22 protein-coding genes and 1 pseudogene are annotated in these 23,195 nt (G+C 71.4%); 12 read left to right on the top strand and 11 right to left on the bottom strand.

The features are described 5' to 3' along the window. The first annotated feature begins 149 nt into the window (after window positions 1-149). Entirely contained in the window at window positions 150-1,232 is a 1,083-nt protein-coding gene (locus G531_RS0113755) for a hypothetical protein (protein WP_026927700.1), read from the top strand. A gap of 3 nt (window positions 1,233-1,235) precedes the next feature. Here G531_RS0113755 and G531_RS0113750 read toward each other — a convergent pair whose 3' ends face one another. Continuing rightward, window positions 1,236-1,673, bottom strand: a complete 438-nt coding sequence (locus G531_RS0113750) for a nuclear transport factor 2 family protein (RefSeq protein WP_051215497.1) — start codon at window positions 1,671-1,673, stop codon at window positions 1,236-1,238. Window positions 1,674-1,699: 26 nt separating this feature from the next. On the opposite strand from G531_RS0113750, the gene G531_RS0113745 reads away from it, so the two are divergent. Then, complete coding sequence (locus tag G531_RS0113745; protein ID WP_211221857.1) at window positions 1,700-2,494, top strand: uracil-DNA glycosylase; 795 nt, start codon at window positions 1,700-1,702, stop codon at window positions 2,492-2,494. Window positions 2,495-2,515: 21 nt separating this feature from the next. On the opposite strand, the gene G531_RS0113740 is transcribed toward G531_RS0113745, so the two are convergent. After that, window positions 2,516-2,950: a TM2 domain-containing protein gene (locus G531_RS0113740; protein WP_051215496.1), complete on the bottom strand. Its 435-nt coding sequence runs from the start codon at window positions 2,948-2,950 to the stop codon at window positions 2,516-2,518. A 30-nt stretch (window positions 2,951-2,980) separates the two neighbouring features. Beyond that, complete coding sequence (locus G531_RS0113735; protein WP_026927696.1) at window positions 2,981-3,541, bottom strand: hypothetical protein; 561 nt, start codon at window positions 3,539-3,541, stop codon at window positions 2,981-2,983. 115 nt (window positions 3,542-3,656) lie between these two features. Between G531_RS0113735 and G531_RS0113730 the strand changes: the two genes are divergently transcribed. Together G531_RS0113730 and G531_RS0113725 are read left to right on the top strand one after the other, a co-directional pair. Further along, window positions 3,657-4,388, top strand: a complete 732-nt coding sequence (locus G531_RS0113730; protein ID WP_026927695.1) for a DUF998 domain-containing protein — start codon at window positions 3,657-3,659, stop codon at window positions 4,386-4,388. 18 nt (window positions 4,389-4,406) lie between these two features. Beyond that, complete coding sequence (locus G531_RS0113725) at window positions 4,407-4,712, top strand: rhodanese-like domain-containing protein (RefSeq protein ID WP_217996373.1); 306 nt, start codon at window positions 4,407-4,409, stop codon at window positions 4,710-4,712. 54 nt (window positions 4,713-4,766) lie between these two features. Here G531_RS0113725 and G531_RS22640 read toward each other — a convergent pair whose 3' ends face one another. Next, a complete protein-coding gene (locus tag G531_RS22640) occupies window positions 4,767-6,980 on the bottom strand; it encodes a VIT and vWA domain-containing protein (RefSeq protein WP_051215495.1) in 2,214 nt (737 codons plus the stop codon). Continuing rightward, complete coding sequence (locus G531_RS24755; protein ID WP_051215494.1) at window positions 6,977-7,516, bottom strand: MerR family transcriptional regulator; 540 nt, start codon at window positions 7,514-7,516, stop codon at window positions 6,977-6,979. Before G531_RS24755 ends, G531_RS22640 begins: the two co-directional genes overlap by 4 nt. 135 nt (window positions 7,517-7,651) lie before the next feature. Here G531_RS24755 and G531_RS0113710 point away from each other — a divergent pair, with 135 nt between their 5' ends. Genes G531_RS0113710 through G531_RS0113700 form a run of 3 tightly spaced genes read left to right on the top strand, consistent with a single transcriptional unit; the run spans window position 7,652 to window position 10,578 of the window. Next, window positions 7,652-8,395, top strand: a complete 744-nt coding sequence (locus tag G531_RS0113710) for a hypothetical protein (protein WP_026927693.1) — start codon at window positions 7,652-7,654, stop codon at window positions 8,393-8,395. Between the two features lie 55 nt (window positions 8,396-8,450). Beyond that, window positions 8,451-9,011 carry an NfeD family protein gene (locus G531_RS22630; RefSeq protein WP_051215493.1) on the top strand — a complete coding sequence of 187 codons (561 nt, stop codon included), beginning with the start codon at window positions 8,451-8,453 and terminating at the stop codon, window positions 9,009-9,011. A 52-nt stretch (window positions 9,012-9,063) separates the two neighbouring features. After that, window positions 9,064-10,578 (top strand): flotillin family protein, encoded by a 1,515-nt coding sequence (locus tag G531_RS0113700; protein ID WP_035758979.1) that lies wholly within the window; start codon window positions 9,064-9,066, stop codon window positions 10,576-10,578. Between the two features lie 148 nt (window positions 10,579-10,726). Here the strand turns inward: G531_RS0113700 and G531_RS0113695 are convergent, their stop codons facing one another. From G531_RS0113695 to G531_RS0113685, 3 genes are read right to left on the bottom strand one after another with little or no spacing between them, the layout of a single operon-like run. After that, on the bottom strand, window positions 10,727-10,990 hold the full coding sequence (locus G531_RS0113695; protein WP_026927691.1) for a PLD nuclease N-terminal domain-containing protein: 264 nt from the start codon (window positions 10,988-10,990) through the stop codon (window positions 10,727-10,729). 9 nt (window positions 10,991-10,999) lie between these two features. Next, entirely contained in the window at window positions 11,000-11,875 is an 876-nt protein-coding gene (locus G531_RS0113690; RefSeq protein ID WP_026927690.1) for a 1,4-dihydroxy-2-naphthoate polyprenyltransferase, read from the bottom strand. Next, window positions 11,872-12,990 carry an AMP-binding protein gene (locus G531_RS0113685; RefSeq protein ID WP_051215492.1) on the bottom strand — a complete coding sequence of 373 codons (1,119 nt, stop codon included), beginning with the start codon at window positions 12,988-12,990 and terminating at the stop codon, window positions 11,872-11,874. Before G531_RS0113685 ends, G531_RS0113690 begins: the two co-directional genes overlap by 4 nt. Window positions 12,991-13,029: 39 nt before the next feature. Between G531_RS0113685 and G531_RS22625 the strand changes: the two genes are divergently transcribed. The 3 genes from G531_RS22625 to G531_RS0113670 are packed head-to-tail and all read left to right on the top strand — an operon-like array spanning window position 13,030 to window position 16,599. Continuing rightward, entirely contained in the window at window positions 13,030-13,971 is a 942-nt protein-coding gene (locus G531_RS22625; RefSeq protein ID WP_051215491.1) for an o-succinylbenzoate synthase, read from the top strand. Continuing rightward, a complete protein-coding gene (menD, locus tag G531_RS0113675) occupies window positions 13,968-15,578 on the top strand; it encodes a 2-succinyl-5-enolpyruvyl-6-hydroxy-3-cyclohexene-1-carboxylic-acid synthase (RefSeq protein ID WP_026927688.1) in 1,611 nt (536 codons plus the stop codon). The genes G531_RS22625 and menD overlap by 4 nt, the downstream gene beginning before the upstream one ends. A gap of 10 nt (window positions 15,579-15,588) precedes the next feature. Continuing rightward, window positions 15,589-16,599, top strand: a complete 1,011-nt coding sequence (locus tag G531_RS0113670) for a hypothetical protein (protein ID WP_026927687.1) — start codon at window positions 15,589-15,591, stop codon at window positions 16,597-16,599. 696 nt (window positions 16,600-17,295) lie between these two features. Here the strand turns inward: G531_RS0113670 and G531_RS0113665 are convergent. Both G531_RS0113665 and G531_RS0113660 read right to left on the bottom strand, forming a co-directional pair. Next, window positions 17,296-19,011 carry a TM0106 family RecB-like putative nuclease gene (locus tag G531_RS0113665; protein WP_035758978.1) on the bottom strand — a complete coding sequence of 572 codons (1,716 nt, stop codon included), beginning with the start codon at window positions 19,009-19,011 and terminating at the stop codon, window positions 17,296-17,298. Then, the gene (locus G531_RS0113660; protein WP_026927685.1) at window positions 19,011-19,712 is read right to left on the bottom strand and encodes a demethylmenaquinone methyltransferase; all 702 of its coding nucleotides are present in this window, start codon (window positions 19,710-19,712) and stop codon (window positions 19,011-19,013) included. Before G531_RS0113660 ends, G531_RS0113665 begins: the two co-directional genes overlap by 1 nt. Window positions 19,713-19,788: 76 nt before the next feature. Here G531_RS0113660 and G531_RS22620 point away from each other — a divergent pair. Continuing rightward, window positions 19,789-20,427 (top strand): annotated as a pseudogene (locus tag G531_RS22620) (ABC transporter ATP-binding protein); the annotation flags it as partial. Window positions 20,428-20,579: 152 nt separating this feature from the next. Next, a complete protein-coding gene (locus tag G531_RS22615; protein ID WP_051215490.1) occupies window positions 20,580-22,169 on the top strand; it encodes a DUF6297 family protein in 1,590 nt (529 codons plus the stop codon). Window positions 22,170-23,006: 837 nt separating this feature from the next. Here G531_RS22615 and G531_RS22610 read toward each other — a convergent pair. Continuing rightward, window positions 23,007-23,195 (bottom strand): ATP-binding protein (locus tag G531_RS22610; protein WP_035758975.1); only part of this gene is annotated, 189 nt, incomplete at its 5' end.

Genomic DNA, 23,195 nt, shown 5'->3' with positions numbered 1-23,195 from the left:
CGGGACCCAATACGGCAACAAATCTGTTATGAGGCGCTGCTGCGAAGCCCGGCGCCGGCGATCCGGTCGGCCTAGGCTCGGGGTAACAGCTCCGCGGGAGGCCCGGGGCGGACACAAGTCGGCAAAGGTGTCGGCGGGTTGGGGGAGCAGTGAAACAACCAGTACTCGGCATCGTGGCCACGGTGATCATCATCGCGATCAGTTGGCTGGCGATCCTGGCTCTCGGGGTCGACCTGTTCATGGGATGGGCCTCCTTCGCGATCATGGGGGCGATCCCGTTCGCGATCCTCACCGGCGCGTTCTGGCACGGTGAGGTTCCGGCGGCGATCGGCCGGTTGAAGCAGCCGGTCAAGGGCCTGAGCTATCTGGGCCTGGCCGTGATCGCGGCCGCCATCGTCACCGTCGTGCACTGGCTGTGGCGCGGCGGCGGTGCCGCCCAGCCGATCCCGATGGCGGTGATGACCATCATCACCTCGGTGCCGGTGATGTTCTTCCTGGCCATCGCGTTCGGGGGCTGGCCGTTCAACCTGATCAAGAACAAGTTCCTCGGCGGGGTTGTGATGTGGGTGAGCGCGTACGTGATCAACGCGATCATCTTCCAGGTCTTCTTCAACTTCTCCTTCGCCGCCGGCGCGCCGTTCTACCAGCCGGGTCTGGATCCCGGCGGCCTGCTGAATGCCTGGGACGTGGTCGTGGTGATGGTCACCGCGTTGTCGGTGCTGTTCCTGTTCCTGAACTTCGACGTCTGGCCGCTGACCAACGCCAAGGCGCTGCGCTCCCAGCCGCTGCTCGGCCTGGTCTGGACCGTGCTGTGCTTCGTGATCGGCTGGTTCGTGTTCTGGCTGGGCACCTCGGTGTTCGGCATGCCGGCGCCGGTGTTCATGGTGCAGGTGTCGATCCCGTTCCTGTTCGGGTCGATCGTGATGCTCAACATGCTCGGCGGCTCGGTGTTCGCGAAGTTCAACCAGCCGCTGAAGGGTCTGCTGTCCGCGATCGCCTCCGCGATCGTCGGCAAGCTGCTGGCGCTGCTGTACACCGCGATGATGCCGGCGCTCAGCGGTGCCCTGCCGGGTGGGCCGGCCAATGACTTCACCGCCGAACTGTGGCTGGCCAACGCCCTGCTGGCGATGACCTTCCCGCTGCTCGCCTTCTTCGGCGACTTCTTCGGGCTGTGGCCGCTGGCCAAGGAGCCGATCGAGGCGCCCGCCGAGGTGGCCGCCGAAGAAGGCTGAGCCTCAGGCGTCGAACCCGGCCATATCCGGGGTGGTCAGGGCCGTGATGTAGCGGGACTGGATCACCCAGCCCTGCGGGCCCCGGGTGTAGGTGTCCTCGTTCAGGGCGATCGCCTTGATCGTGGCGCCGCTGGCCATTTCCGCCTCGGAGTAGACGTAGTTGGTGCCGTGCGCGGTGTCGGCGGAATCGAAGGTGATGAAGTGGTTGGTGATGATGTGGAACTGCTTGTCGACCGCGGCGGCGTCCCGGGTGAAGAAGTCCAGCAGTTCTTCGCGTCCGGAGTACCTGGTCAGCCCGACCGGGGTGGCGTCCCAGACCGCATCCTCGGCAAAGGCCCGGATCGTCAACTGCGGATCGAAGCGGTCCAGCCCCAGGGCGTACACGTGGGTGGCACGGATAATGTCGAGTTCATCGGCAACGTTGCCGAAATCGTTGGTCATAGTAATCAGGATAAGGGGTTGCTGTGGTGGACTTTCCCTCACCCGTCCCGCCGGGGGCCGGCTGGCCCGGGGACCCGGCGACCGCGCGGACTCCGGTGGCGCACAATGCGGCCGAGGTCGCCCGGTTGGCCGCCGCGGCCGACACGTTGGCCGAGTTCGATGCCCGGGTCAGTGTCTGCCGGGCCTGTCCGCGGCTGGTGGCCTGGCGCGAGCAGGTCGCGGTGGAGAAGCGGGCCGCGTTCGCCGATCAGCCCTACTGGGGCCGGCCGGTGCCCTCGTTCGGTGATCCCGATCCCTGGCTGCTGATTCTGGGCCTGGCTCCGGCGGCCCACGGGGGCAACCGGACGGGGCGGATGTTCACCGGCGACAAGTCCGGGGACTGGCTGTTCGCGTCGCTGTACCGGACCGGGTACGCCGAGCAACCCACCGCCACCGCCGCCGATGACGGCCAGGCACTGCACGGCGTACGCATGGTCGCCCCGGTGCACTGTGCGCCGCCGAAGAACGCCCCCACCCCGGAGGAGAAGGCGACCTGCGGACACTGGCTGGATCGCGAACTGGTCCTGCTGCCGCACGTCACCGCGATCGTGGCGCTCGGGTCGATGGCCTGGCAGACCGCGCACGCCACCGCTACCCGGATGGGCTGGTCGGTGCCGCGGCCCCGGGTCCACTTCACCCATGGCGCGGTCACCGAGTTCGGGACGCCCGACGGGCGTACGATCCGCTGCCTGGGGTGCTACCACGTGTCCCAGCACAACACCTTCACCGGGCGGCTCACCGAGGCGATGCTGGACCAGATCTTCCGCGACGCCCGCGGCTGAGCCACCCCTCGGCCGGTCCGCTCAGTGCTGCAGCGGACGGCCGTGGGAGTCGCGGTAGTTGTCGACGATGATCAGAATCAGGTCGACCAGGGCGCCGATCCCGAACAGGCCCCCGGTGAACAGGTACAGCACGCCGAGCCCGACGTGTCCGGTGTAGAACCGGTGCGCGCCGAAGACACCGAGCAGCAGGCAGAGCACCAGGGCGACCGTCCAGGACTTCGCCGGAACGCCGACGTAGACCGGCTGCAGGACCACCTGGCCCGGCACCGGCGGCCCGTACGGCGACTGGTAACCCTGCTGCGGACCGTACGGCGAGGCCTGCTGGTAGCCCTGGGGTGGGGCGTACGGCGCGGGACCGGGAGCCGGGCCGAGGTGTCCGTATCCCGGGGGCGGCACCGGCCGGGCGCCCGGCGCGTACGGGTCGTGGGCGTACCCGGTGGGTTCGTTGTGGGACATGGTTCCAGTATCACCCCACCGGCGACCCGGTCAGGCGCTGGCCTCCACGACCGCCTCCACGCTGACCGTCTTGCCGGAGGTGTCCTCCAACAGCGGCACGTCGGTGCAGGACACCCGGGCGGCGACCCCGGTGGTATCGGCCTTGGTCACCGTGATCCGGCACTGGCGCTGGAACGGGTCGGCGTAGGTCTGGCCGTTGAGCTCGACCCGGGTCGAGGCGCCGCCGTTGGCCCAGTCGTTGACGAAGGAGCTGACCTCGAAGCCGAGGCCCTCCCCGTCGGTGTAGTTGAGTTGCAACTTCTCCGCGTCGATCAGGTTCGGCAACTGCTCGTTCACCTGGAGTTCGAGGCAGTGCTGGCCGGACTCATCGGTGAAGTTGACCGTGGCGCGGCCCTTGGCGAAGGAGGTCTCCTGCTGCGGCTTGGTCACCGTCCCGGTGGCCGGCTCCGGCAGGGTGCACGATCCGGCTTTGGGGGTGGTCAGCGGCGGCGCGGATCCGGCGGTGCCCGGCTCATCCACACCACCGGCACTGCAGGCGGTGACCAGGAGCAGCGCGGCAGCGGCCAGCGTGATCTGGGGCAGTCGGCTCATGGCGCCGATCCTAGGGATCCCGGTGGCCGCATGCACATTCGCGAGGGTATGGCGGGCTCACTAGACTCGAGTCGACTGCAGGGTGACGGCCTGCAGCCGGCTCCGGGGGGAACAGATGTCGTTGGTGAAACGCTGGCGCACGACGGCACTGGCGTGGGCGGTGCTGTCGTTCTGGCTGCTTGCCGATCTGCTGGTGCCCAACATCATGGCGTACTCCTTCAGCGGGTACGACCCGCAGACGGTGCCCACCAGTACGCTGATGACCCCCGCCAGTCCGGTCGACGTGGCCTACCGGCTGTGGACCGGGATCTTCGGGGTCGGGGTGATCGTGCTGGCCAATCTGGGGCCGCTGTATCTGCATACGGCCAGCCCCCGGGCGGCCAATGTCCTGCGGGTTCTGCTCAGCGGCTACGGCCTGGGGGTGATCGGGATGGCGGTGTTCACCTACGACCCGATGAATCCCGCGGCCAACACCACCGGCCTGCACAGCATGGCCGGTTACCTCGGCTATGCCTGCCTGTTCCTGGCCGTGATCACCCTGGCGATCCTGGCCCTGCTGCTGCGCCGGTACTGGGAAGCGGGTGTGTACGCCGCCTGCTTCGTGCTCGCCCTCGGCGCGTTCATGATGCTGGGCGGCTCCTCGCACGAGGCGCAGGACAGCCTGTTCCGGCTGATCGGGGTGTGGCAACGGCTGATCACCGTGTTCACCTACCTGCCGTTCATCGCCTTCGGCCTGCTACGGATGAACGACGAACCCAATGCGCTGCGGCTGCCGCCCGGGGAGGGGGAGGAGCCCGAGGCCGAGGAAGAATTGCACTGGCCGGACAATCCCCACCGGCGGCATTGACGACCTATCATCGGCTGCGTGACGATTCAGATCATTGATGTGGCCGGCCTGGCCGAGAAGTTGCCCGGTGCGGTCCTGATCGACGTGCGGGAACCCGACGAGTACGCCGAGGGCCGGGTGCCCGGCGCCAAGCTGGTCCCGCTGGCGACGGTCCCGCAGCATGTCGACGAACTCCCGACCGATCAGCCGGTCTACTTCATCTGCAAGATGGGCGGGCGCAGCCAGCAGGCCGCCGAGTTCGCCGCCCAGCACGGGGTCCAGGCGGTCAACGTCGCCGGCGGCACCGTCGCGTGGATCGAGGCGGGCAAGCCCGTCGAGCAGTGATCCGGCCCTGACCGGGCCGGTCACCGCACTCGCAGGTCATCGGGACTCGGCAGGTCAGAGGGTCTGCCCGGTGACCTCCCGCCACGCCTCGCGTACGCTTGCGGTCGCCGCGCGGTCCTCGCTCAGGGCCGACAGCGCCGTCAGCAGCTGCTCGGGGGCCTGCACCGACCGCAGATCCTCGATCAGCTCGCGCAGTTCCCGGGCCCAGCGCCGGTCGGGGGCCGCGGCGCGGTCCAGCAGGTCACGGACCCGGGGTGCGAACGGGGCCAGGTCCACAGCCTCCTTGCCCAGCGGTTCGGCGGCGGTGAACTCCGCGGTCTGGAACGCCATCGTGTGCGGCGTACCCCGCCGACCCAGTAGCCGGTCCCGCAGACTGCGCCGCGACGCCGGGGCCGGTGCCGGCGCGGCCGCATCGAAGGACGCCATCGGCGCGGCACTGTAGGCCGTCATCGGCGCGGCCGCGGGCATCACCCCACGGACGGCAGCCCCCGGCGTGGCCCAGCCGTCGGCGATCTCCACCCGCTGCTGCACCGGCTGAGCGGTCCCCTCGACCCCGCCGGGGCCGATCGCGAGCCACGCCGTAGTGGCACACAGCACCCCGTGCGCCAGCGCGAAGGTGGTGATCTCATCGGGCTGCACCGGCCCGCCGGCGGCCAGCTCGTCCTCCAGATCGCGGACCCGACGCCGGGCCCAACTGGTCCGCAGCACGGCATCGGTCCGCACCGTGACCGGCGCCGGCAGCTCGATCAGGTCCCCGGCCGGGTCCTGTCCGAGGACGCGGACCCCCACGGTGGCCGGGTCCACCGGCTCGGGGGCACTCCACCGCCCGGTGAGTACCGCTGGGCCGGCGGGGAACAGATCGGCCAGGGCGGGCGTACTGGCGCCGCGCTCCAGGGTGAGCCCGGTGAGCGCGACGGTGAGCCCCTCCAACTGCGGTGCGGCGATCCGTCGATGCAGGGCGGTGAGCACCCGGTCGAGTTCCTCCTCCGATTCCACCAGGTCGCAGCGGCCGCCACCGGCGGCGGCCAGCCGGCGCAGGAAGGCCTCATTGACCGCCCGGTCGATGCCCAGGGTGAAGATCCGGGTCCCCCGCAGCCGGTCGCGGACCTCCTGCAGGATCCGTGCCTCGTGCCCGACCTGGCCGTCGGTGACCAGCACCAGCGTCGGCTCGCCGGTGGCCTCGCGGAGCAGGTCGGCCGCCGCCGCCAGCGGCGCCTGCATTTCGGTCCCGCCGCGGGACTCCAGGGCGGACAGCCAGCGGGTGGCCGCGAACCGGTTCGCGTCGGTGGCCGGTTTCAGGCCCGTGGTTCCGGGCTGGGGCTCCAGCAGGTGATCGAAGGCGAGCACCGCAAACTCGTCGTGCGCGCCCAGCGAATCGACGATCCGCGCAGCGGCCCGGCGGGCAGCGACGATCTTCCAGCCCCCCATCGAGCCGGACCGGTCCAGGACCAGCACCACCGACCGGCGCCGGGACGGCACGGTGGCATCCGGGGTCACCGTCACCTGCCAGGTTCCGGTGGTCGGGTCATCGGCGTCGGCGGCCAGCACCGCACCGGCCCGGGACTGCTGCGGAGCCAGGCCCAGACGCAGGATCAGGTCGTGGTGCAGCCGGGTCCCGGGCGGGACGGTGAGCCGGATCCCGTCCTCGTCCGGGGTGGCGATCAGGTCTCCGGCCACCGCCAGCTCGGCCGGATCGAGCCCGGCCGGGCGGACCCGGATATCGACATCCAGGCGCGGCCGGTCATCGTCGTCGGTCATTCGCGGCAGGGTCACCGTGGCCCGGTAGCGCTCGGCCACCACCAACGGGACGCGCAGGGTGGCCCGGCCGTCGTCGATCGCCAGCTGTCCGGCGAGCTCCAATCGCACCGTGGCCTCCTCGCCGGGCAGCAGGTTGCCGACCTGCATGGTGAACATGTCCTCGCCGTCCTGTTCGACCAGGGCGGTGCGCTCCCCGCGGTCCATCGCCTCGGCGTACGCCCGGCGGGCGGCGTCGCGCTCGCGCAGCACCCCGGTGACCTTACGCCCGCCCAGCACCGCGGTCAGCCCGGTGACGGCGAACCGGTCGGGGAGCGGGAAGGTGTAGCTCACCTCGATCGGCACGGCGCGGTCGTTACGGAAGGACTGGGTCAGGGTGAGTCCGGCCGACAGGCCGGTGACGGTGCCGGCGAGGGCGGTGGCGGACAGCGGGAGCGGGCCGTCCTCGGCGCGCAGGCCCCACGGCTCGGCGGTGCGGGGCGGATCGGGAAGCGGTAGCCGGCTGATGATCATCGTGGGTCCTTCCGGAGTCCGAGGCTGGTGAGCAGGGTGAGCAGAGGGGCGGCGGCGCGGGTCAGCGCGGCCGCTTCGGTCGGATTGATCGGGTCGGTGGTGCCGTCCCGGTCGACCACCAGGGCGACGCCGGGGGCCAGCGGGATGCGTACCTGGGTGACGGCCGCCGGCAGCTGCGAGGTTCCGTCGGGGCCGGGGTGCGGATCGGTGGCGACCGGCGGGCCGGCGGCGGGGATGCCGTCCCCGCGGGCCAGTGCGGTCAGGGCGGCGGTGTCGCGTCCGGCCAGCCGATCCGCGATCGCGCCCAGGCGTACGCCCTCGGCCTGCAACCGTTTCAGCGCGAGCACCTGCCAGAGCTGATGTTCGTCGTAGCGGGCCTCCCGGCCGGCCAGCCGGGGGCGGTCGACCAGGCCGGCGGTCGCGTAGTAGCGGACCGTGCGCCGGTCCGGGCGCGGGCCGGGGATGCCGAGCTCGTCCAGCCCGGCACCGATCGCGGTGACGAACTCGTCGAGGGTTCGGGTGGTGCTGTCGCTCATGACACTAACAGTAACACTGTTAGAAACTGTCAGGAATAGAGACGGTAACAATCAGGGCACAGGTCTGGGGGCAGCCCGTCGAACCCACTACTGTGCCGGGGGCGCCGAATCCGCGGCGCCGAAGGCAGAGGTGGGATGGTTCCGAAACCGCAGCGGGCAGCACTCGTCGTGGCGACGAGCCTGCTGGCGACCCTGCTCGGCTCGTGTGCGGCCGCCCCCGCCCCGGAATCCCAGGATCTCGCCCCGGCCGCGCCGGGGGCCACCTCCGCGGGCAGCCCCGGCGCAACACCCACCGGCGCAACACCCCTCGGTCCAACGCACACCGGCACAACGCCCACCGGGGGCAGCGCCGATCCGCGGCTCGACCAGGTGGCCCGAGGACTGATCCGCCCCGATCAGGTGCCCGGCTGGGAACAGGTGCACGAAGCGCGCGAGCCCCTGTCGACGGTGATCGAGCCCGCTGCCTGTCAGCCCCTGGTCGATCAGGTGCTCGGCCGTGGCACCGGCCCGCGGGGAGCCACGGTCACCTACCGGCGCGCGGGCGTCACGGTGCAGCAGTGGATCGAATACCTGGAGCCCGGCGCCACCCCGGTGGCCGACCTGCAGCAACTGGCCAGCACCTGTCGGGCGTTCACCATGAACGACGCCGGGGAGCGGACCCCCGCCACGGCGTACCCCCTGGAAGCGGAGCGGCTGGGCGATCGCCGGTTGGCGATACACGTCGTGGTCCGGCCGGCGCAACCGGTCCATCTCGGGGTGATGTGGGTGCTGCAGGGCGACACCCTGATGACCGTCCTGGTCGACGGGACGACCACGCCGGAGGCGGACCTGAACCACTTCAGTGAACTCGGGTACGCCAACCAGCGCACGCTGAACTGACCGCCGCGGCGGCTACACTCCAGCCGGATACGTGGTCGGACACCAGAAAGGCGCCATGACCCTCTTCCTCGTGCTCGGCGGCATCGGGCTGGGCTTTTTCGTCCTGTCCCTGCTGCTCGGCGATGTGTTCGAGGCCCTCCACATCGATTTCGGCGGGGAGTTCCTCTCCACCGCGGCGATCGCGGCCTTTCTGGGCGCGATGGGCTTCGGTGGCGCGATCGGGCTGGCGCTGGGCGTGGCCGGCCCGGTGGCCTGGGTGATCGCGCTGGTGTGCGGGCTGAGCCTGGGGATCCTGACCGCCCTGGCGCTGCGCCAACTGAAGCGGGCCGGTGGTGGAGACCCGGTGCGGACCGCTGATCTGCTCGGCCGCACCGGCCGAGTGATCGAGGACATTCCCGCCGACGGGTACGGGGTGGTCACGGTGTCGCGAGGCGGTCACCCGACCCGGCTGAACGCGAAGGCCGCCGAACCGATCCGGGCCGGGACGCTGATCGAGGTGGTGGCGGTGCTCTCGCCCACCGCGGTCCGGGTGAAGCACGGCGAGCCGCTGACCCCGCCGGCGCCGGATCCCGGGATCGCGCCCTACCCCCGCGAGCACCCCGAGGAACCCGAGTGAACAGCGGGGAACCAGAAGTGAATCAGGTAGATACCAAGGTGAAGGAGACTCCATGTTGATCGTCCCGATAGTCGGCGCCGTCGTCCTGCTGGTGGTGATCGTCGCGTTCGTGGCCAGCCGCTACAAGGTCGCCAAGCCCAATGAGGCGCTCATCGTCACCGGTCGCCGCGGCAAGCAGGTGCTCAACCCCGAGACCGGTGAGATGTCGATGGACCTGTCCGGGCAGAAAGTCGTCATCGGCGGGGGCGCCTTCGTGATGCCGGTGGTGCAACGTTCAGACACCCTCAGCCTGTCCTCCAGCCGGATCATGGTGCAGATCCGGTCCGCGGTCTCCGCCCAGGGCATCCGGCTCAACCTCGACGGGGTCGCGGTGGTCAAGGTCGGCGGCTCCGAGGACTCCATCCGGGCCGCCGCCCAGCGCTTCCTGAACCAGCAGGAGGAGATCGAGACCTTCACCCAGGAAACTCTGGCCGGCTCGCTGCGCTCCATCGTCGGCGGGCTGACCGTCGAGCAGATCATCCGGGACCGGGCCGCCTTCGCCCAGCGGGTCGCCGATGAGTCGGAGTCCTCGCTGACCGGGCAGGGCCTGGTCCTGGACACCTTCCAGATCCAGGACATCACCGACGACGGGTCCTACCTGTCCGATCTGGGGCGCCCCGAGGCCGCCCGGGTCGGCCAGGCGGCCGCGATCGCCGAGGCCAATGCCCACCAGGAGGCCGAGCAGGCCCGGATCGCCGCCGAGACCCAGGTGGCGATCGCCGAGCGGTCGCTGAACCTGAAGAACTCCGAGATCAAGGCCGAGACCGATGCGGCCCAGGCGCAGGCCGACGCCGCCGGTCCGCTGGCCCAGGCCGACCGCGACCAGGCGATCCTCGCCGAGCAGGAGAAGGTGGCCGTACGCCAGGCCGCGCTGAAGGAACGCGAGTTGGACACCACCGTCCGCAAGCCGGCCGACGCCGAGCGCTATCGGGTGGAGACCGAGGCCGAGGCCTCGCGTACCGCCGCGATCCGCAAGGCCGACGCCGACAAGGCCGCGGCGATCGCGGCCGCCGAGGCGAGCGCCGAACGCGACCGGCTCTCCGGTGTCGGCGAGCAGTCGCGCCGCTCGGCGTTGGCCGAGGCCGAGGCGATCGAGGGCGCCAAGCGCGGTGAGGCGGAGAAGGCCCGCCGAATCGCCGAAGCCGACGCGGTGCGCGCCGAGGGCGAGGCGGAGGCCGCGTCCATCCTCGCCAAGGGTGAGGCCGAGGCGGAGGCGATGAACAAGAAGGCCGACGCGTACGCCCGGTACAACGACGCCGCCGTGCTGGAAATGCTGGTCCACGTGCTGCCGGAGGTGGCCGAGAAGGTCGCCGCCCCGATCAGCGCGATCGACAAGCTCACCGTGGTCTCCACCGACGGCGCCGGCGCCCTGCCCAAGCAGGTGACCGGAAACATCGTCGAGACCGTCGAACTGCTCAAGAACACCACCGGGGTCGACCTGACCCAGATCCTGAGCAAGTACACCGGGGGCGAGCGGGACGGTGCACGCCCGGCCCGCGGTGCCACCGTCGACGGCACCACCGCCTGAGCGCACCACGTCTCAGCACACCATTGCCTGAGCACACCACGGCGCCGAACCGGACGCAGGTGGCACCCCGGAGCGGGGTGCCACCTGCGTGTGGTTTCGGGTGCGGGCCGGGGGCTCAGGAAGGTCCGCCGGTCAGAAATGCCTGCGGTCAGGGATGCAGTTTGCGCAGGTAGTCCGGATCGTCGTCGGGGGCGATCGGGAACTCCTCGGCGATCGCCGCGTGGCGGGATTCGGCGTTCGGGCGGCCCAGTGTCAACCAGGCCAGCGCACCGACGCCGGGCAGCAGGATGCAGGCCGCGGCCCACAGCCAGCGGGGGGCACGGCGCACCTCGGCGGGCCGGGCCTGAGCAACTTCCACGATGCAGTAGATCGTGATGGCGACCACAATGACGATGAGAGCTACCCGCAACATGCACTCATTTTACGCGCCGAGGATCAGCCCTGCGAACAGTCCCGCAGCACAGACCAACTCGGCAATTCCGGTCGCTTTGAGGGTGGCGATCAGGGCCGGACCGCGCGCCCCACGAAACAGCGCCAGGGCACTCGGCGCGGCCACCGGCACGAAGGCGAGACCCAGCAGCGCCCACGGGGTCGTGGTGAGCGCCACCGCCACCACGCTGGCTGCGGTAGCCGCGATCAGCACCCCGAAGAAGATCCGCGTGCCCCGGTCGCCGAGCTTGGTCGCCAGCGTCCGCTTGCCGGATTCCCGGTCGCCGTCGATGTCGCGCAGATTGTTGGTGACCAGAATCATGCAGGCCAGGAAACCGATCGCGCAGGCGGCGAAGACCGCGCTCAGCGGGACCCGGTCCAGCATCACGTACGCCGTGCCGCACACCGCGACCAGCCCGAAGAAGACGAACACGAACAACTCACCCAGGCCCAGGTAGCCGTAGGGGTGCTTGCCGCCGGTGTAGAACCAAGCCGCCAGGACACAGGCCACCCCGACCGCCAGCAGCCACCAGTGCTGGGACCAGATCACCAGGGCCAGCCCGAACAGGCCCGCGATCCCGAAACAGACGAACGCGGCCCGCTTGACCGCCGCCGGGCTGGCCGCCCCGGACCCGACCAGCCGCATCGGGCCCACCCGGTCCGCATCGGTGCCGCGGATCCCGTCGGAATAGTCGTTGGCGAAGTTCACCCCGATCTGCAGCGCGAGGGCGACCCCGAAGGCGAGCAGGCCCATCCCGAGGGAGAACCGCCCCTCGAACCAGGCGATCCCCGACCCGGCCAGCACCGGGGACAGGGCGGCCGGCAACGTCCGCGGGCGGGCCCCTTCGACCCAGTCGGCGAAGCTCACGAAACCTCCTGTGCGTGCGCGATCAGTTGTTGACGATCCACCTTGCCGCTGCTGGTCAGCGGCATCCGGGCCACCGCGAGCACCCGGCGCGGCAGGGCGGCCGGTTCCAGGCCGGTCAACCGCTCCTGCAGTTCGCGCAGCGGCGGCGGGTCGACCGCGGCGAGCACCACCCGGGTGCCCCACTCCGCATCCGGTACGCCGATCACCACCGCCTCCGGCAGCACCTCCCGGACGGCGCGTTCCACCGCGGCCAGGTCGACGTTCACCCCACCGGAGATCACCACGTCGTCGACCCGACCCAGGATCTGCAGCCGGCCGTCGACCCAGGCGCCCCGGTCCTGGGTGTGCAGCCGGTGCGGGGCGATCAGCGCCTCGGCGGTCAGCTCGGGCTGCAGCCGGTACCCGGCGAAGATCATCGGGCCGGCCAGGTCGATCCGCCCCGGCTCGGCCGTCGCGGCCCCGGCGGGCTGCCCGGCCAGGGTGACCTCGACCCCGGGCAACGGGATGCCGTCATAGACACACCCGCCGCTGGTCTCGCTGGAGCCGTAGGTGGTGACGATCCGCAGCCCGGCCGCCGTCGCGGCCGCCCGCACCGCCGGGGCCAGCGCGGCGCCGCCGACCAGGATCGCGTCGAAGCCGGCCAGCCAGGCGGTGGTGGCCGGCTCGGTCAGCGCCCGCACCAACTGGGTCGGCACCAGGGAGAGGTAGTTGCGGCCGGCCGGCAGGTCGGGGCGGGCGCTCAGGTGCGCATCCACCCGCAGCAGGGCAGTCTCGGCGACCAAGGTCCGGGCGATCACCATGATCCCGGCGACATAGTGCGCCGGCACGGCCAGGGTCCAGTGGCCCGGCCCGCCGAGCGCGGTGTGGGTGGCATGCACCCCGGCGGTGATCGCCTCGGCACTGAGCACGACGCCCTTGGGCGTACCGGTGGAGCCGGAGGTGGCCACGATCAGGGCAGCGTCCGGCTCGGTGACCGGGTACTGCGGCTGCAGCATCGCCACCACCGGGTCGGGCTGCGGCGGCAGCGGGGCCAGCACGAAGTCCGCCCGCAGGGCGCGGCGCAGCGCCCCGGGCAGTCCCGGGTCGGTGGCAGGGAGCAGACTCAGCGCAGGCACCGGCCCAGCATAGGGGCTGTGCCCGCTAGGCTGACCGGGATGACCACCACGTACGCGATCCCGCTGAGAACCAGGTTCCGGGGCATCGAGGTCCGGCAGGGAATGCTCTGGCAGGGCCCGGCGGGTTGGGCGGAATGGTCGCCCTTCCTCGACTACTCCGGTCCCGAACTGCGGCCCTGGCTGGCCGCGGCCCGGGAGGCGGCCGAGCTGGGCTTCCCCGCACCGGTGCGCGCGACGGTGCCGGTCAATGTCACCATCCCGATCCTCCCGCCCGAGCAGGCCCGGCAACTGGCCGCCGACTCCGGGTGCCGGACCGCGAAGATCAAGGTGGCCGATCCGCGGGAGGATTTCGCCGCCGACCTGGCCCGGATCGAAGCGGTCCGCGACGGCCTGGGGCCCGGCGGGCGGCTGCGGGTGGATGTGAACGGGGCCTGGGACGTGGACACCGCCGAGCGGCACCTGCGCGTACTGACCAAGTACGACCTGGAGTACGCCGAACAGCCGGTCGGCACCGTCGAGGAGTTGGCCGAACTGCGCCGCCGCCTGCTGCGGGCCGGGGTGAGCGTACCGATCGCGGCCGACGAATCGATCCGGCGGGCGGAGGATCCGCAGCGGGTGAAGGAACTGGCCGCGGCCGATGTGGCGGTGCTGAAGGTGCAGCCGCTGGGCGGGGTCCGGCGCTGCCTGGAGCTGGCCGAGGACCTCGGTCTGCCGGTGGTCGTCTCCAGCGCTCTGGAGACCTCGGTCGGGCTGGCCGCCGGGGTAGCGCTGGCCGCGGCGCTGCCGGAGTTGCCGTACGCCTGCGGGCTGAACACCGGGGCCCTGCTCACCGACGATGTGGTGGCGCGGCCGCTGCGCGCGGTCGACGGGCAGATCGCGGTGGGCCCGGTCGAGGTGGACCAGGCCGCGCTGCAGCGCTGCCGGGCCGACGCGGCGACCCATCAGTGGTGGCTGCGCCGCCGGGAGGAGACCGCCGGATGAGCGCGACCGAGTGCGCCCGCACGATCGTGGAGAGCCTGCTCGGGGCCGGCGTGGCGGAGGCGGTGCTGGCGCCGGGATCCCGGTCGGCGCCGCTGGCGTACGCCCTGGCCGAGGCGGCCCACGGCGAGCGCCTCCGACTGCACGTACGCATCGACGAACGGTCCGCGGGGTTCCTGGCCCTGGGCCTGGCCAAGGCGTCCGGGCGGGTGGTGCCGGTGGTGACCACCTCCGGAACCGCGGTGGGGAACCTGCTGCCGGCGGTGATGGAGGCCCACCACAGCGGCATCCGGCTGCTGGTGCTGTCGGCCGACCGGCCGGTTCCGTTGCTGGAGTCCGGGGCGAACCAGACCACCCGGCAGCACGGCATCTTCGGGGATTTCCTGCGCGGGTTCGGCCAGGTCGCCTCGGCCGAGGGGACCCAGGCCGACTGGCACTACCAGGTGACCCGGCTGCTCGGCCTGATCGACGGGACCCGGACCGACGACCCGGGGCCGGGCCAGCTGAACTGTGCCTTCACCCCGCCGCTGGTGCCCGACCGGGCGCCCTGGCCGCACGTGCCGGCGACCGTTCTCGCGCCGCGCCGGCTGGTCCCCGACCCGGTCGTGCTGGAACCCGGGCCGCACACGCTGCTGATCGCCGGCGACGCCTCGGTCGCCGCCGGGGCTGCGGCCACCGAGGGCGCCGTCGGGGTCCCGCTGATCGCCGAGCCCTCCAGCAACGCCCGGCACGGCGCCGCGCTGCGGACCGGCCGGCTGCTGCTGGAGACCGACCTCGGGCAACGGATCGACCGGGTGGTCGTGTTCGGGCATCCGACCCTGTCGCGGCCGGTCAGTGCGCTGCTGTCCCGGCCCGATCTGGAGATCATCGTGGTCTCCGATCGGGCCCGCTGGGCCGCGCCGGGACGCCGGGTGCACCGGGTGGTGGATGCGGTGCAGATTCCGTTCGACCGGAACTGGCGGCGGGCCTGGACCGAGGCCGATGCCGAACTGAGCGGACGGCTGGATCAGGCGCTCGGTGGCGGGCTGACCGGGCCGAGCCTCGCCGCGGCGGTGCAGGAGTCGGTGGCCGGTCATGACGGCGTCCTGGTCGCGGGGTCGTCCAATCCGATCCGCGACCTCGACCTGGCGCCGGTGCCGGCTGAGCCGGTGGTGACCTACGCCAATCGCGGCCTGGCCGGGATCGACGGCACTGTCTCCACCGCGGCCGGGATCGCGCTGGCCGCGCAGCGGCCGGTGACTGCCCTGGTCGGCGATGTGACCTTCCTGCACGAGGCCGGGGGACTGCTGATCGGACCGGGGGAGCCCCGCCCGGATCTGCGGATCGTGGTCGCCAACGACGACGGTGGCTCGATCTTCGCGACCCTGGAGCAGGGGGCGCCGGAGTACGCCGCCAGTTTCGAGCGGGTCTTCGCGACCCCCCACGGCGCGGATCTGGCGGCGGTGTGCGCCGGGTACGGGGTGGCGTACCAGCGGGCCGCGACCTCGGCGGAGGTGGCGTACGCGCTGGCCCGGCCGGTCGAGGGCCTGTCGGTGCTCGAGGTCCCGATCGGGCGTACGGACCGGCGGGCGCTGGATCAGCGGATCCGGTCGCTGGTCACCGGCGGCTAGGGTCGGGGGCATGCTCCGACACCGCGCCGCCCGCCGCCCGGCCCGCTCTGCCGCCGGGTTTCTCGCCGCCGCACTTCTGCTGACCGGCTGCAGTGCCGGTGCCGACTCGGCCGGATCCGCTTCGGACGGCTCGGGGTCGAGCGCGTCGGGGACCGGCGTACGCTCCGGCCTGCCGGCCGACCCCGCGCAGCTGCGAGCGAAACTGAGTGCGGGCATGCAGCCGGGGGACAAGGTCGCCGGGTTCTGGCTGGCCGAGTTCGGGGGCCGCGCCACCATCGCCAAACCCGATGGCCGACTGGAGTACTTCTACCTCGACGACGGCACCGCGGCCGGACAGGCGGTCAACGCCGGCTTCGGGAGCCTCAGCGTGGACGAGGTGCCGCTGGATCAGTTCTTCGCCGAGCACCAGCGCGGCCGGGCATACTGCCAGACAACCTACGGCCCGACCCGCACCGTGGTCTCCACCCTCGACGTCACCCCCTCCGGAGCCGCCGCGATCGGGATTTCCTGCGGCACCGACCAGGGCCAGGAGTGGGCCAGCCTGGGCGGCGAGCCGGTCGCCGAACTTCCCGACATCGACAGCGCCGCCTCGCTGACCACCGCCTTCGCCGACTACCAGCGGGCGTACGGGGACACCGAACCGAACCAGCTCTGGCTGCACTACGCCACCGGCCCGGGCACCGACGGTGTCGCCGATGTGTCCTTCTTCCAACCGGTCGGCGACTACGGCACCGTCCGCTGCGCGCCCCGCTTCGAACGCAATAGCCGGGTCAAGGGCGGCGCCGGTCTGCGGCTGCTCTGCGATCGGGACAACGGCATCGCCGGGCCGGGGCTGCGGCTGAGCGAGGTGGCTCCGGAGCAGTTGGCCAGTGTCGTGGCCCGGGCCAAGACCGACCTCGGGGTCGCCCCGGCCGACCTGGACCGGGCCGAGGTACGCCGCGACGGGACCGCGATTACCGTGACCCTGCGCAGCCGGGTCGGGCAGGCGGTTACCTACGACCTGAGCGGGCAGCGGCGGTAGGGCGGTCCCCGGCTCTGCGGCCCGGGGGCCCGGGGGCTCGGGGGCTCGGTGGCGGGAGGGCGAGGAACTCTGCGCGGGCTCCGCGTGGGCGGGACAGGGGTGCTGCTGCGGGGCGCCACGGCTTCGGGCGCGGCGGCCCCTGCGGGGGCCAGCACCGTACGCAGCCCATCCCAGCGACAGCAAGTGCCGTGGCTGGGCTTCCCGCGACAGCAAAACGCCTCGGTGTCACTCCTGCGACAGGACATCACGATCGGCGACGCCTCCGGACAACCCGCGGGTGGTGCAGCAGATGCGTGAACCGGTTGCGGTCGCCGGTTGACGGGATCCATCGCGGGGGGCGCCGGTGGGTCGCCCCGACTCGGTGGGCCACGCCGCCGTACCCGTGGAGGCCCATGCCTCGATGTGGCTCACCCTTTCGGCCCGCCGTCGACGGCGCTTGAAAACTGGTCACGGGCCGGGGCGAGTGCCGGCCGGGGAGCGAGGGGAAAACTCCCCTCGTGCCGCGACGGAAACGAGTACCCCGCGACACCATCCGGTTCGCGCGATTGCTGCACCAGTCGCTCGGTCATGGCTTCGCTACCGGAATGAAGGGCGCCGTCGCGGGACGCCCCCGGCCGGAACTATCCGTCGCAGGACGCCCCCGCCCTGAGCTTCCCATCGCGCGACGCGCCCGCCGAGAGAGCCCGCGGCCGACGCTCAGTTCTGGGTCCGCAACCAGTCCCGCAGCACCAGGGTGGCCCGCACATCATCCTCGTTGTACGCCAGCACCCGGGCCCGCGCGGTGCTGCGGACCTCCTCGGTCTCCCCGTGCACGGCCTCGTTGAACCAGGTCTGGGAGTTCAGCCCCCCGGGATCATCGTCGCGCCACTCGAAGCCGGCCGCCTCCTTGGCGACCACCTTGAGGCCGAGTCCGTGGGTGCCGAAGAAGTGCTCCTGCATCACCGAGAACAGGTCGACGAAGCCGGACCGGGCATATCCGGTCGCCCACACCAGGGCCGGGTCCTGGCCGGCGGCCAGCTGGCCCAGGCGAACCTTCTCGTAGCTGGAGTAGTGGTAGACGGCCACCGAGGCGGCGCCGTCGACCAGGTCGCGCAGCCAGTTCATCGCGGCCCGGGCCAGGGCCAGTTCGGAGTCGTCGGCCAGGTCGTCCCAGGCGACGAAGGCCACATACTCCCCGGCCTCGAACCCGCCGTCGGGCTGCCGCCGACGGACCCAGAAGCCCCACAGGTAGACCCGGTCCTCCGCGGAGGTCTCGATGTCGAAGTCGATCTCGATCTCGGCCTCGGGCAACGCGATCGGGGCCGTGCCGGTGCGCTCCAGTTCGACCCCGTGCAGCAGCAGGCCGGCCCGGTGCGCGGCCAACCGGAGCCGCTCCTCGGCCCGCGGCCGGTGCGCGACCTCCGGCAGGTACACCTCCAGCAGTCGCTCCAGATCGGTCCCGGCCAGGTCGGTGATCGTGTGGACGCCCAGCGACCGCAGCACCGAGATCTCGCGGACATCCAGCGGCGCCTTGTCGATCTTGATCGACAGGTCATCGGTGGGCAACTGGGTGCGGCAGATCTCCCACCACGGGCAGGAGTCGCACTCCCGGTTGCGGATCGGCCGGATCGGCTGCGGCTGCCCGGCCAGCGCCTGCTCGGCCAGGAACACCCGGAAGCCGTGCTCATGGTCATAGCGCTGCAGGATCGTGCGCATCGCCCACCCCTCCTCGGCGCTGCGCGAGAAGGTCCGGATGATCGGTTCGTCCAGATCGATCCAGGTCAGTACGGTCCGCTCGTCGCCCAGCGGCTGATCGGTGCCGATGATGCCGCCGCGCGGCGTACCCTCGGCGGCGAAGCCCGCAGCCTCCAGCAGCCGCCAGTAGTGGGCCAGCTGGATCAGGTCGCCCTCCCGGGAACCGGTCCGGACCGCTCGGTCGGGCACCTCGAAGCAGTCCCGGGGCAGCGGCCGGGCGAGGTCGCTGACCAGCAGGCTGTGGATCGCGCCCCCGGTGCGCGAGGACTGGCGCCGCTCCTGGATCCGGTGCCGCTTGGCGAGCACCGGATGATAGCCCGGGCGGCCGTCGGCGCGGTCGGCACCGCGCAGCCACAGGTGGGCGCGTCCGGAGCGGTGCCCGCGCAGATCGCGGGGGAGCAGGCCGGCCACGATCACCTCCACGCCCGTGGCCATGCTCGCCACACAGGCGGCGGCCTGTTCGGCCGGCGGGCGGTCCTGCAGCGGGCGCAGATCGGCGGTACGCAGGTCGGCGGCGGCCAGCACGGTGTCCTGGACCCCGGCGACATACTCGCTGGCGCCGACGAAATACTCCTGGAGCGCCTCATCGGGCTGGGGCATTTCGACCAGCGGGGAGTAGTTGTTCCAGGTCTTCATCGCGCAGGTGCGCGCCGCCCAGGCGTCCAGGGCCAGCTCCATCACGCTTTCCCGCGGTGCAGCGCCACGATCCCCCCGGTCAGGTTGCGAAAGGCAACCTCCTGCCAGCCCGCGTCCACCAGCAGATCGGCCAGCGCGGTCTGGGTCGGCCAGGCCCGGATCGATTCGATCAGATAGTCGTACGCCGACGGGTTGGACGACAGCACCCGGCCCAGCACCGGCAGGGCCTTCAGCACCACGTCCTGGTAGCCGAAGCGCAGCACGGGATTGGTCGGGGTGGAGAACTCCGCGATCACCAGCCGGCCCCCGGGGCGGGTCACCCGGTGCATCTCCTGCAGCGCGGCCAGGGTGTGCTCCACATTGCGCAGCCCGAAGGAGATGGTCACCGCGTCGAAGGTGGCGTCGGCGTACGGCAGGCAGAGCGCGTCGGCGTGCACGAAATGCAGGTCCGGCTGCCGCTTGCGGCCGACCTGGAGCATCCCCAGCGACAGGTCGGTGGGGACCACGGTGGCGCCACGATCGGCGAAGGTCCGGCTGGAGGTGCCCGTGCCCGCGGCCAGATCGAGGATCAACTCGCCCGGACGCGGGTCCAGGGCGGCCACCACCTCGCGGCGCCAGGACTCCACGATTCCGCCGGTCATCACCGTGTTCATCAGGTCGTAGCGGTCGGCGACCCCGTCGAACATGGCCGAGACATCGGCTCGCCGTTTGGCCAACGTGGCCCGATGATCGCTCTTCGACATGACCTCCAACCTAGCGGCCCGTACCGACAACAGTCACGACAGCGGTCAACTTGGCCATGCGTGAAAGAATCCGGCCATGGCCAAGCGCACCCCTGCCCTCAAAGTGGCCGGACTGAAGAAAGCCTTCGGACCGACCACCATCGTCGATCACTTCAATCTCCAGGTGTACGCCGGAGAGGCGGTCGCGCTGACCGGACGCAACGGGGCGGGCAAGTCGACGGTGCTGCGCTGCATCGTCGGAATCGATCGCCCCGACGAGGGCACCATCGACGTGTGCGGGCAGAAGCTCAAGGAGACCGACCCGCTGATCCGGCGCAATATGGCCACCGTGATCGACGATCTCGACTTCTTCCCCGACCTGTCGGTGGTCGAGCACCTGGACCTGCTCGCCCGGGCGCACAACGTGCCCGACGCCGACGGGGTGGTCGACGACATCCTGGATCAGGTGCGGCTGGTGCCGCAGTCGGGTCAGTTGCCCGGCACCCTGTCCTCGGGGCAGCGCCGCCGATTGGCACTGGCGACCGCCTTTGTCCGGCCGCGCAAGCTGCTGGTGCTCGATGAGCCCGAGCAGCGCCTGGACGTGGAGGGCGTACGCTGGCTCGCCGACCGGCTGAATCAGGAGCTCGCCGACGGCCTGGCCGTGGTATTCGCCTCCCATGAGCCCTACCTGGTGGAGAACGTCGCCACCCGCGTGGTGCACATCGGTGAGGGGCGCGAGGAGGTCGAACGCGACGGGGCCCCCGGCCTGATCGACGCCGATCCCGAGACCGAGGCGCCGACGCCGGCCCCGCAACCCAAACCACAGCAGAACCAGCCGAAGAAGAAGCCCGCGCCCTCCCAGGGCCGCAAGCGGAAACGGACCCGTTGATGTCCCCCGAACAGCCCGCCGAGTCCACCGAGACCGTGGACACCAGCGCCGTCGACCCCAAGGAATTGCTCGCCCAGATCAAGGAATGGCGGACCGGGCGCGCCACCAAGACCCTGTGGGAGGCGCTGCAGGACACCTATGTGGTCGTGCTCGCCGTCGCCGTGTTCGGCGCGATGATCATCGCCGCGATCTTCAGCGCGCAGACCGACGCCGCCGCGTGTACCTCCGGGGCCTGCATCAGTGCCCGCACCCTGGTGCCGTGGGCGGTGCTGGCCGGAGTGGCCGCGTTGGCGATCTCGGTCGCCCGGCTGTTCGGGCCGGTGGTCGCCTCCGCCGCGGAAGGGTTCTGGCTGCTGGATGCCCCGATCAATCGGGCCCGGCTGCTGCGCAATCGGCTGATCCTGTTCATCGTGGTCGCCGGTGTCGTCGGGGCCGCCCTCGGGGCCCTGGCGGCTGCGCTGACCGGCTCCGGCGGGGCCGCGATCGGTGCCTGGGCGGCCGCCTGCGGGCTGGCCGCGGCCAGCCTGGTCGCCTTCGCCGCTGCCGAGCAGGGCGCCGAACGCCGGCTGACCACCCGGATCGCCGGGTTCGTGTTCTCCGCGGCCGCGGTGGCCGCGCTGGTGCTGGTGGTCGGGATCGCCGCCGGCTGGTTCCAAGTGGTGATCGGGCTGAATCAGGAGGTCCAGATCGCGGTGATCATCGCCGGGCTGGCCCTGCTGTTGTTGATCATCTCCGCCATCCTGGCCGGGATCCGGCTCGGGTCGATCCGGCGTACGCATCTGACCTCGGGCGGCTCGCTGGTCTCGGGCATGGCCGGCGCCATGTACGCCCTGGACTTCGGGCTGGCCCACGACATGGTGGTGGAACGCGAGGCCCTGGAGCGCGGCCATGTGCGGCCGACCCGCGGCCGCGGCGTCGGGGTCGCCCAGTTGTTCCACCGGGACGTGCAGCGCCTGTTGCGCAAGCCCAGCATGCTGCTCCCGGTGGCCGCCACGATCGTCATCCCGTACGCCACCTCGGCCCTCGGGCTGGGCCGGTTCGCGCCGATCATCGCCGGCCTGGCGCTGTTCGCGACGCTGATCCCGATCCAGAACGGGCTGCGCGTGCTCACCCGGACCAGTGGGTTGGCCCGATGCCTGCCCTACACCGACGGTCAGATCAAGGCCACCTCGATCGAGGCCTCGATGGTGATCGGCGGGGTCTGGGCGCTCGCGACCATTCCGGCGTTCCTCGGCATCTACCCCGATGCCCTCACCGGTATCGTCGCCGCAGTGTGCACTGCCGCGGCGGGGATCCTCGGTGCGGCCCGGTGGACCACCGCCAAGCCGGTCGACTACGGCGCCCCGATGCTCGCCACCGGTGCGGGTGCGCTGCCGCCGGGGTTGATCTTCAACCTGCTGCGCGGCTTCGAGGTGGTGCTGATCATCACCGCTCTGCTGGTGTTCAACCTGCCCTGGTATCTGCCGTTGGCGGCGGTCGGGTTGGCGTACTTCTTCGTCATTCATTTCAAGTTCGACCTTGATGAAATGCGCGAACAGCAGGCCGAGCAGCAGAAGAAGTTGGCCGCCGAGCGGGCCAAGCGCGGGTAGCCCTCGGGCCTCGCGTCGGGGCGGCGGCGGCGGTGGGGCCGAGTCCCGGGCAGCGAGGGTTCCATCGTTGCAGCGGCCGTGGCAGTCATCGCTGTGCGTGGTGACCAGTCGCTGCGTGGGGTGAACCGTCGCTGCGTGGGGTGAACCGTCGCTGGCTGGTCCTGAGCGGTCGCTGGCTGGTCCTGAGCGGTCGCTGGCTGGTCCTGAGCGGTCGCTGGCTGGTGCGTACGGTCGCTGGCTGGTCCCGAGGGGGCGCTGCCGGATCTGGTCTGTCGCCGGCCGGTCCTGAACCGTCGCTGGCGGGTCCGGAACTGTAGCCGGTCGGTCCTGAACCGTCGCCGGATCCGGCGGGGCGACACTGTTCGGGATCCTGCGATGGTTTTCTCGGTCGGGCGCCTTCCCGCGATGGTTTTCTCGATCGGGTGCCCTCCCGCGATGCTTCCGGCCATGCCGCGATGCGCCAACCTTCCCGCGCGTGTTGCAGCAGGTGCGGGAACATTTTCAGCCTGCGTGATGATCAAGTCCGTCGCGGGAAGGGCGCCGGCCGCAGGTTCCGTCGCGGGAGGGGCACCGGCCGCAGGTTTCGTCGCGAGGATGGGACCGGCCGAAGGGTCCAGCGCGGGGAGCCACGTGAGGGAGGATCGCCCCTTAGCTGCGACACCTTCCTGGGGCAGTTCTCGGCCGGATGCCATCCAGCGATCGCTCCGTCTGTCAAGGGCCAGTAGGAACTGCCCGGGGGCGGTCATGAAACCTGCCCGGTGACGGTCACGAGTTCTGCCCGGTGGTGGCCTTGAGATCTGCCCTTTGGGGGCTGTGGCCACCACCGGCCAGGAGTGTTCAGGCCAAGGGGTTCACCCCCCGGCCGGCGAGTGCTTGGGTCAACCGGACCGAGTCACCGCTGGTCTGGCAGACGTGGGCGTGGTGGAGGAGTCGATCGACGGTGGCGGTGGCCAAGGTCTTGGGCATCAGTTCGTCGAACCCGGAGGGGTGCAGGTTCGAACTGATCGCGACCGAGCGTTTCTCGTA

The sequence above is a fragment of the Granulicoccus phenolivorans DSM 17626 = NBRC 107789 = JCM 15570 genome (assembly GCF_000423085.1).
In the GTDB taxonomy this organism is placed as follows: domain Bacteria; phylum Actinomycetota; class Actinomycetes; order Propionibacteriales; family Propionibacteriaceae; genus Granulicoccus; species Granulicoccus phenolivorans.
The sequence above is the reverse complement of the archived record's forward strand: the minus strand, read 5'-3'. Positions and strand labels throughout refer to the sequence as shown.

Coding starts and splice junctions, on each gene's coding strand:
- G531_RS24755 (WP_051215494.1), bottom strand. CDS start 7,516: ATGAGCGACAGCACCACCCGAACCCTCGACGAGTTCGTCACCGCGATC.
- G531_RS0113710 (WP_026927693.1), top strand. CDS start 7,652: ATGGTTCCGAAACCGCAGCGGGCAGCACTCGTCGTGGCGACGAGCCTG.
- G531_RS0113660 (WP_026927685.1), bottom strand. CDS start 19,712: ATGTCGAAGAGCGATCATCGGGCCACGTTGGCCAAACGGCGAGCCGAT.
- G531_RS0113740 (WP_051215496.1), bottom strand. CDS start 2,950: ATGTCCCACAACGAACCCACCGGGTACGCCCACGACCCGTACGCGCCG.
- G531_RS0113665 (WP_035758978.1), bottom strand. CDS start 19,011: ATGGAGCTGGCCCTGGACGCCTGGGCGGCGCGCACCTGCGCGATGAAG.
- G531_RS0113700 (WP_035758979.1), top strand. CDS start 9,064: ATGTTGATCGTCCCGATAGTCGGCGCCGTCGTCCTGCTGGTGGTGATC.
- G531_RS0113695 (WP_026927691.1), bottom strand. CDS start 10,990: ATGTTGCGGGTAGCTCTCATCGTCATTGTGGTCGCCATCACGATCTAC.
- G531_RS0113750 (WP_051215497.1), bottom strand. CDS start 1,673: ATGACCAACGATTTCGGCAACGTTGCCGATGAACTCGACATTATCCGT.
- G531_RS0113730 (WP_026927695.1), top strand. CDS start 3,657: ATGTCGTTGGTGAAACGCTGGCGCACGACGGCACTGGCGTGGGCGGTG.
- G531_RS22615 (WP_051215490.1), top strand. CDS start 20,580: ATGTCCCCCGAACAGCCCGCCGAGTCCACCGAGACCGTGGACACCAGC.
- G531_RS0113735 (WP_026927696.1), bottom strand. CDS start 3,541: ATGAGCCGACTGCCCCAGATCACGCTGGCCGCTGCCGCGCTGCTCCTG.
- G531_RS22640 (WP_051215495.1), bottom strand. CDS start 6,980: ATGATCATCAGCCGGCTACCGCTTCCCGATCCGCCCCGCACCGCCGAG.
- menD (WP_026927688.1), top strand. CDS start 13,968: ATGAGCGCGACCGAGTGCGCCCGCACGATCGTGGAGAGCCTGCTCGGG.
- G531_RS0113670 (WP_026927687.1), top strand. CDS start 15,589: ATGCTCCGACACCGCGCCGCCCGCCGCCCGGCCCGCTCTGCCGCCGGG.
- G531_RS22625 (WP_051215491.1), top strand. CDS start 13,030: ATGACCACCACGTACGCGATCCCGCTGAGAACCAGGTTCCGGGGCATC.
- G531_RS22630 (WP_051215493.1), top strand. CDS start 8,451: ATGACCCTCTTCCTCGTGCTCGGCGGCATCGGGCTGGGCTTTTTCGTC.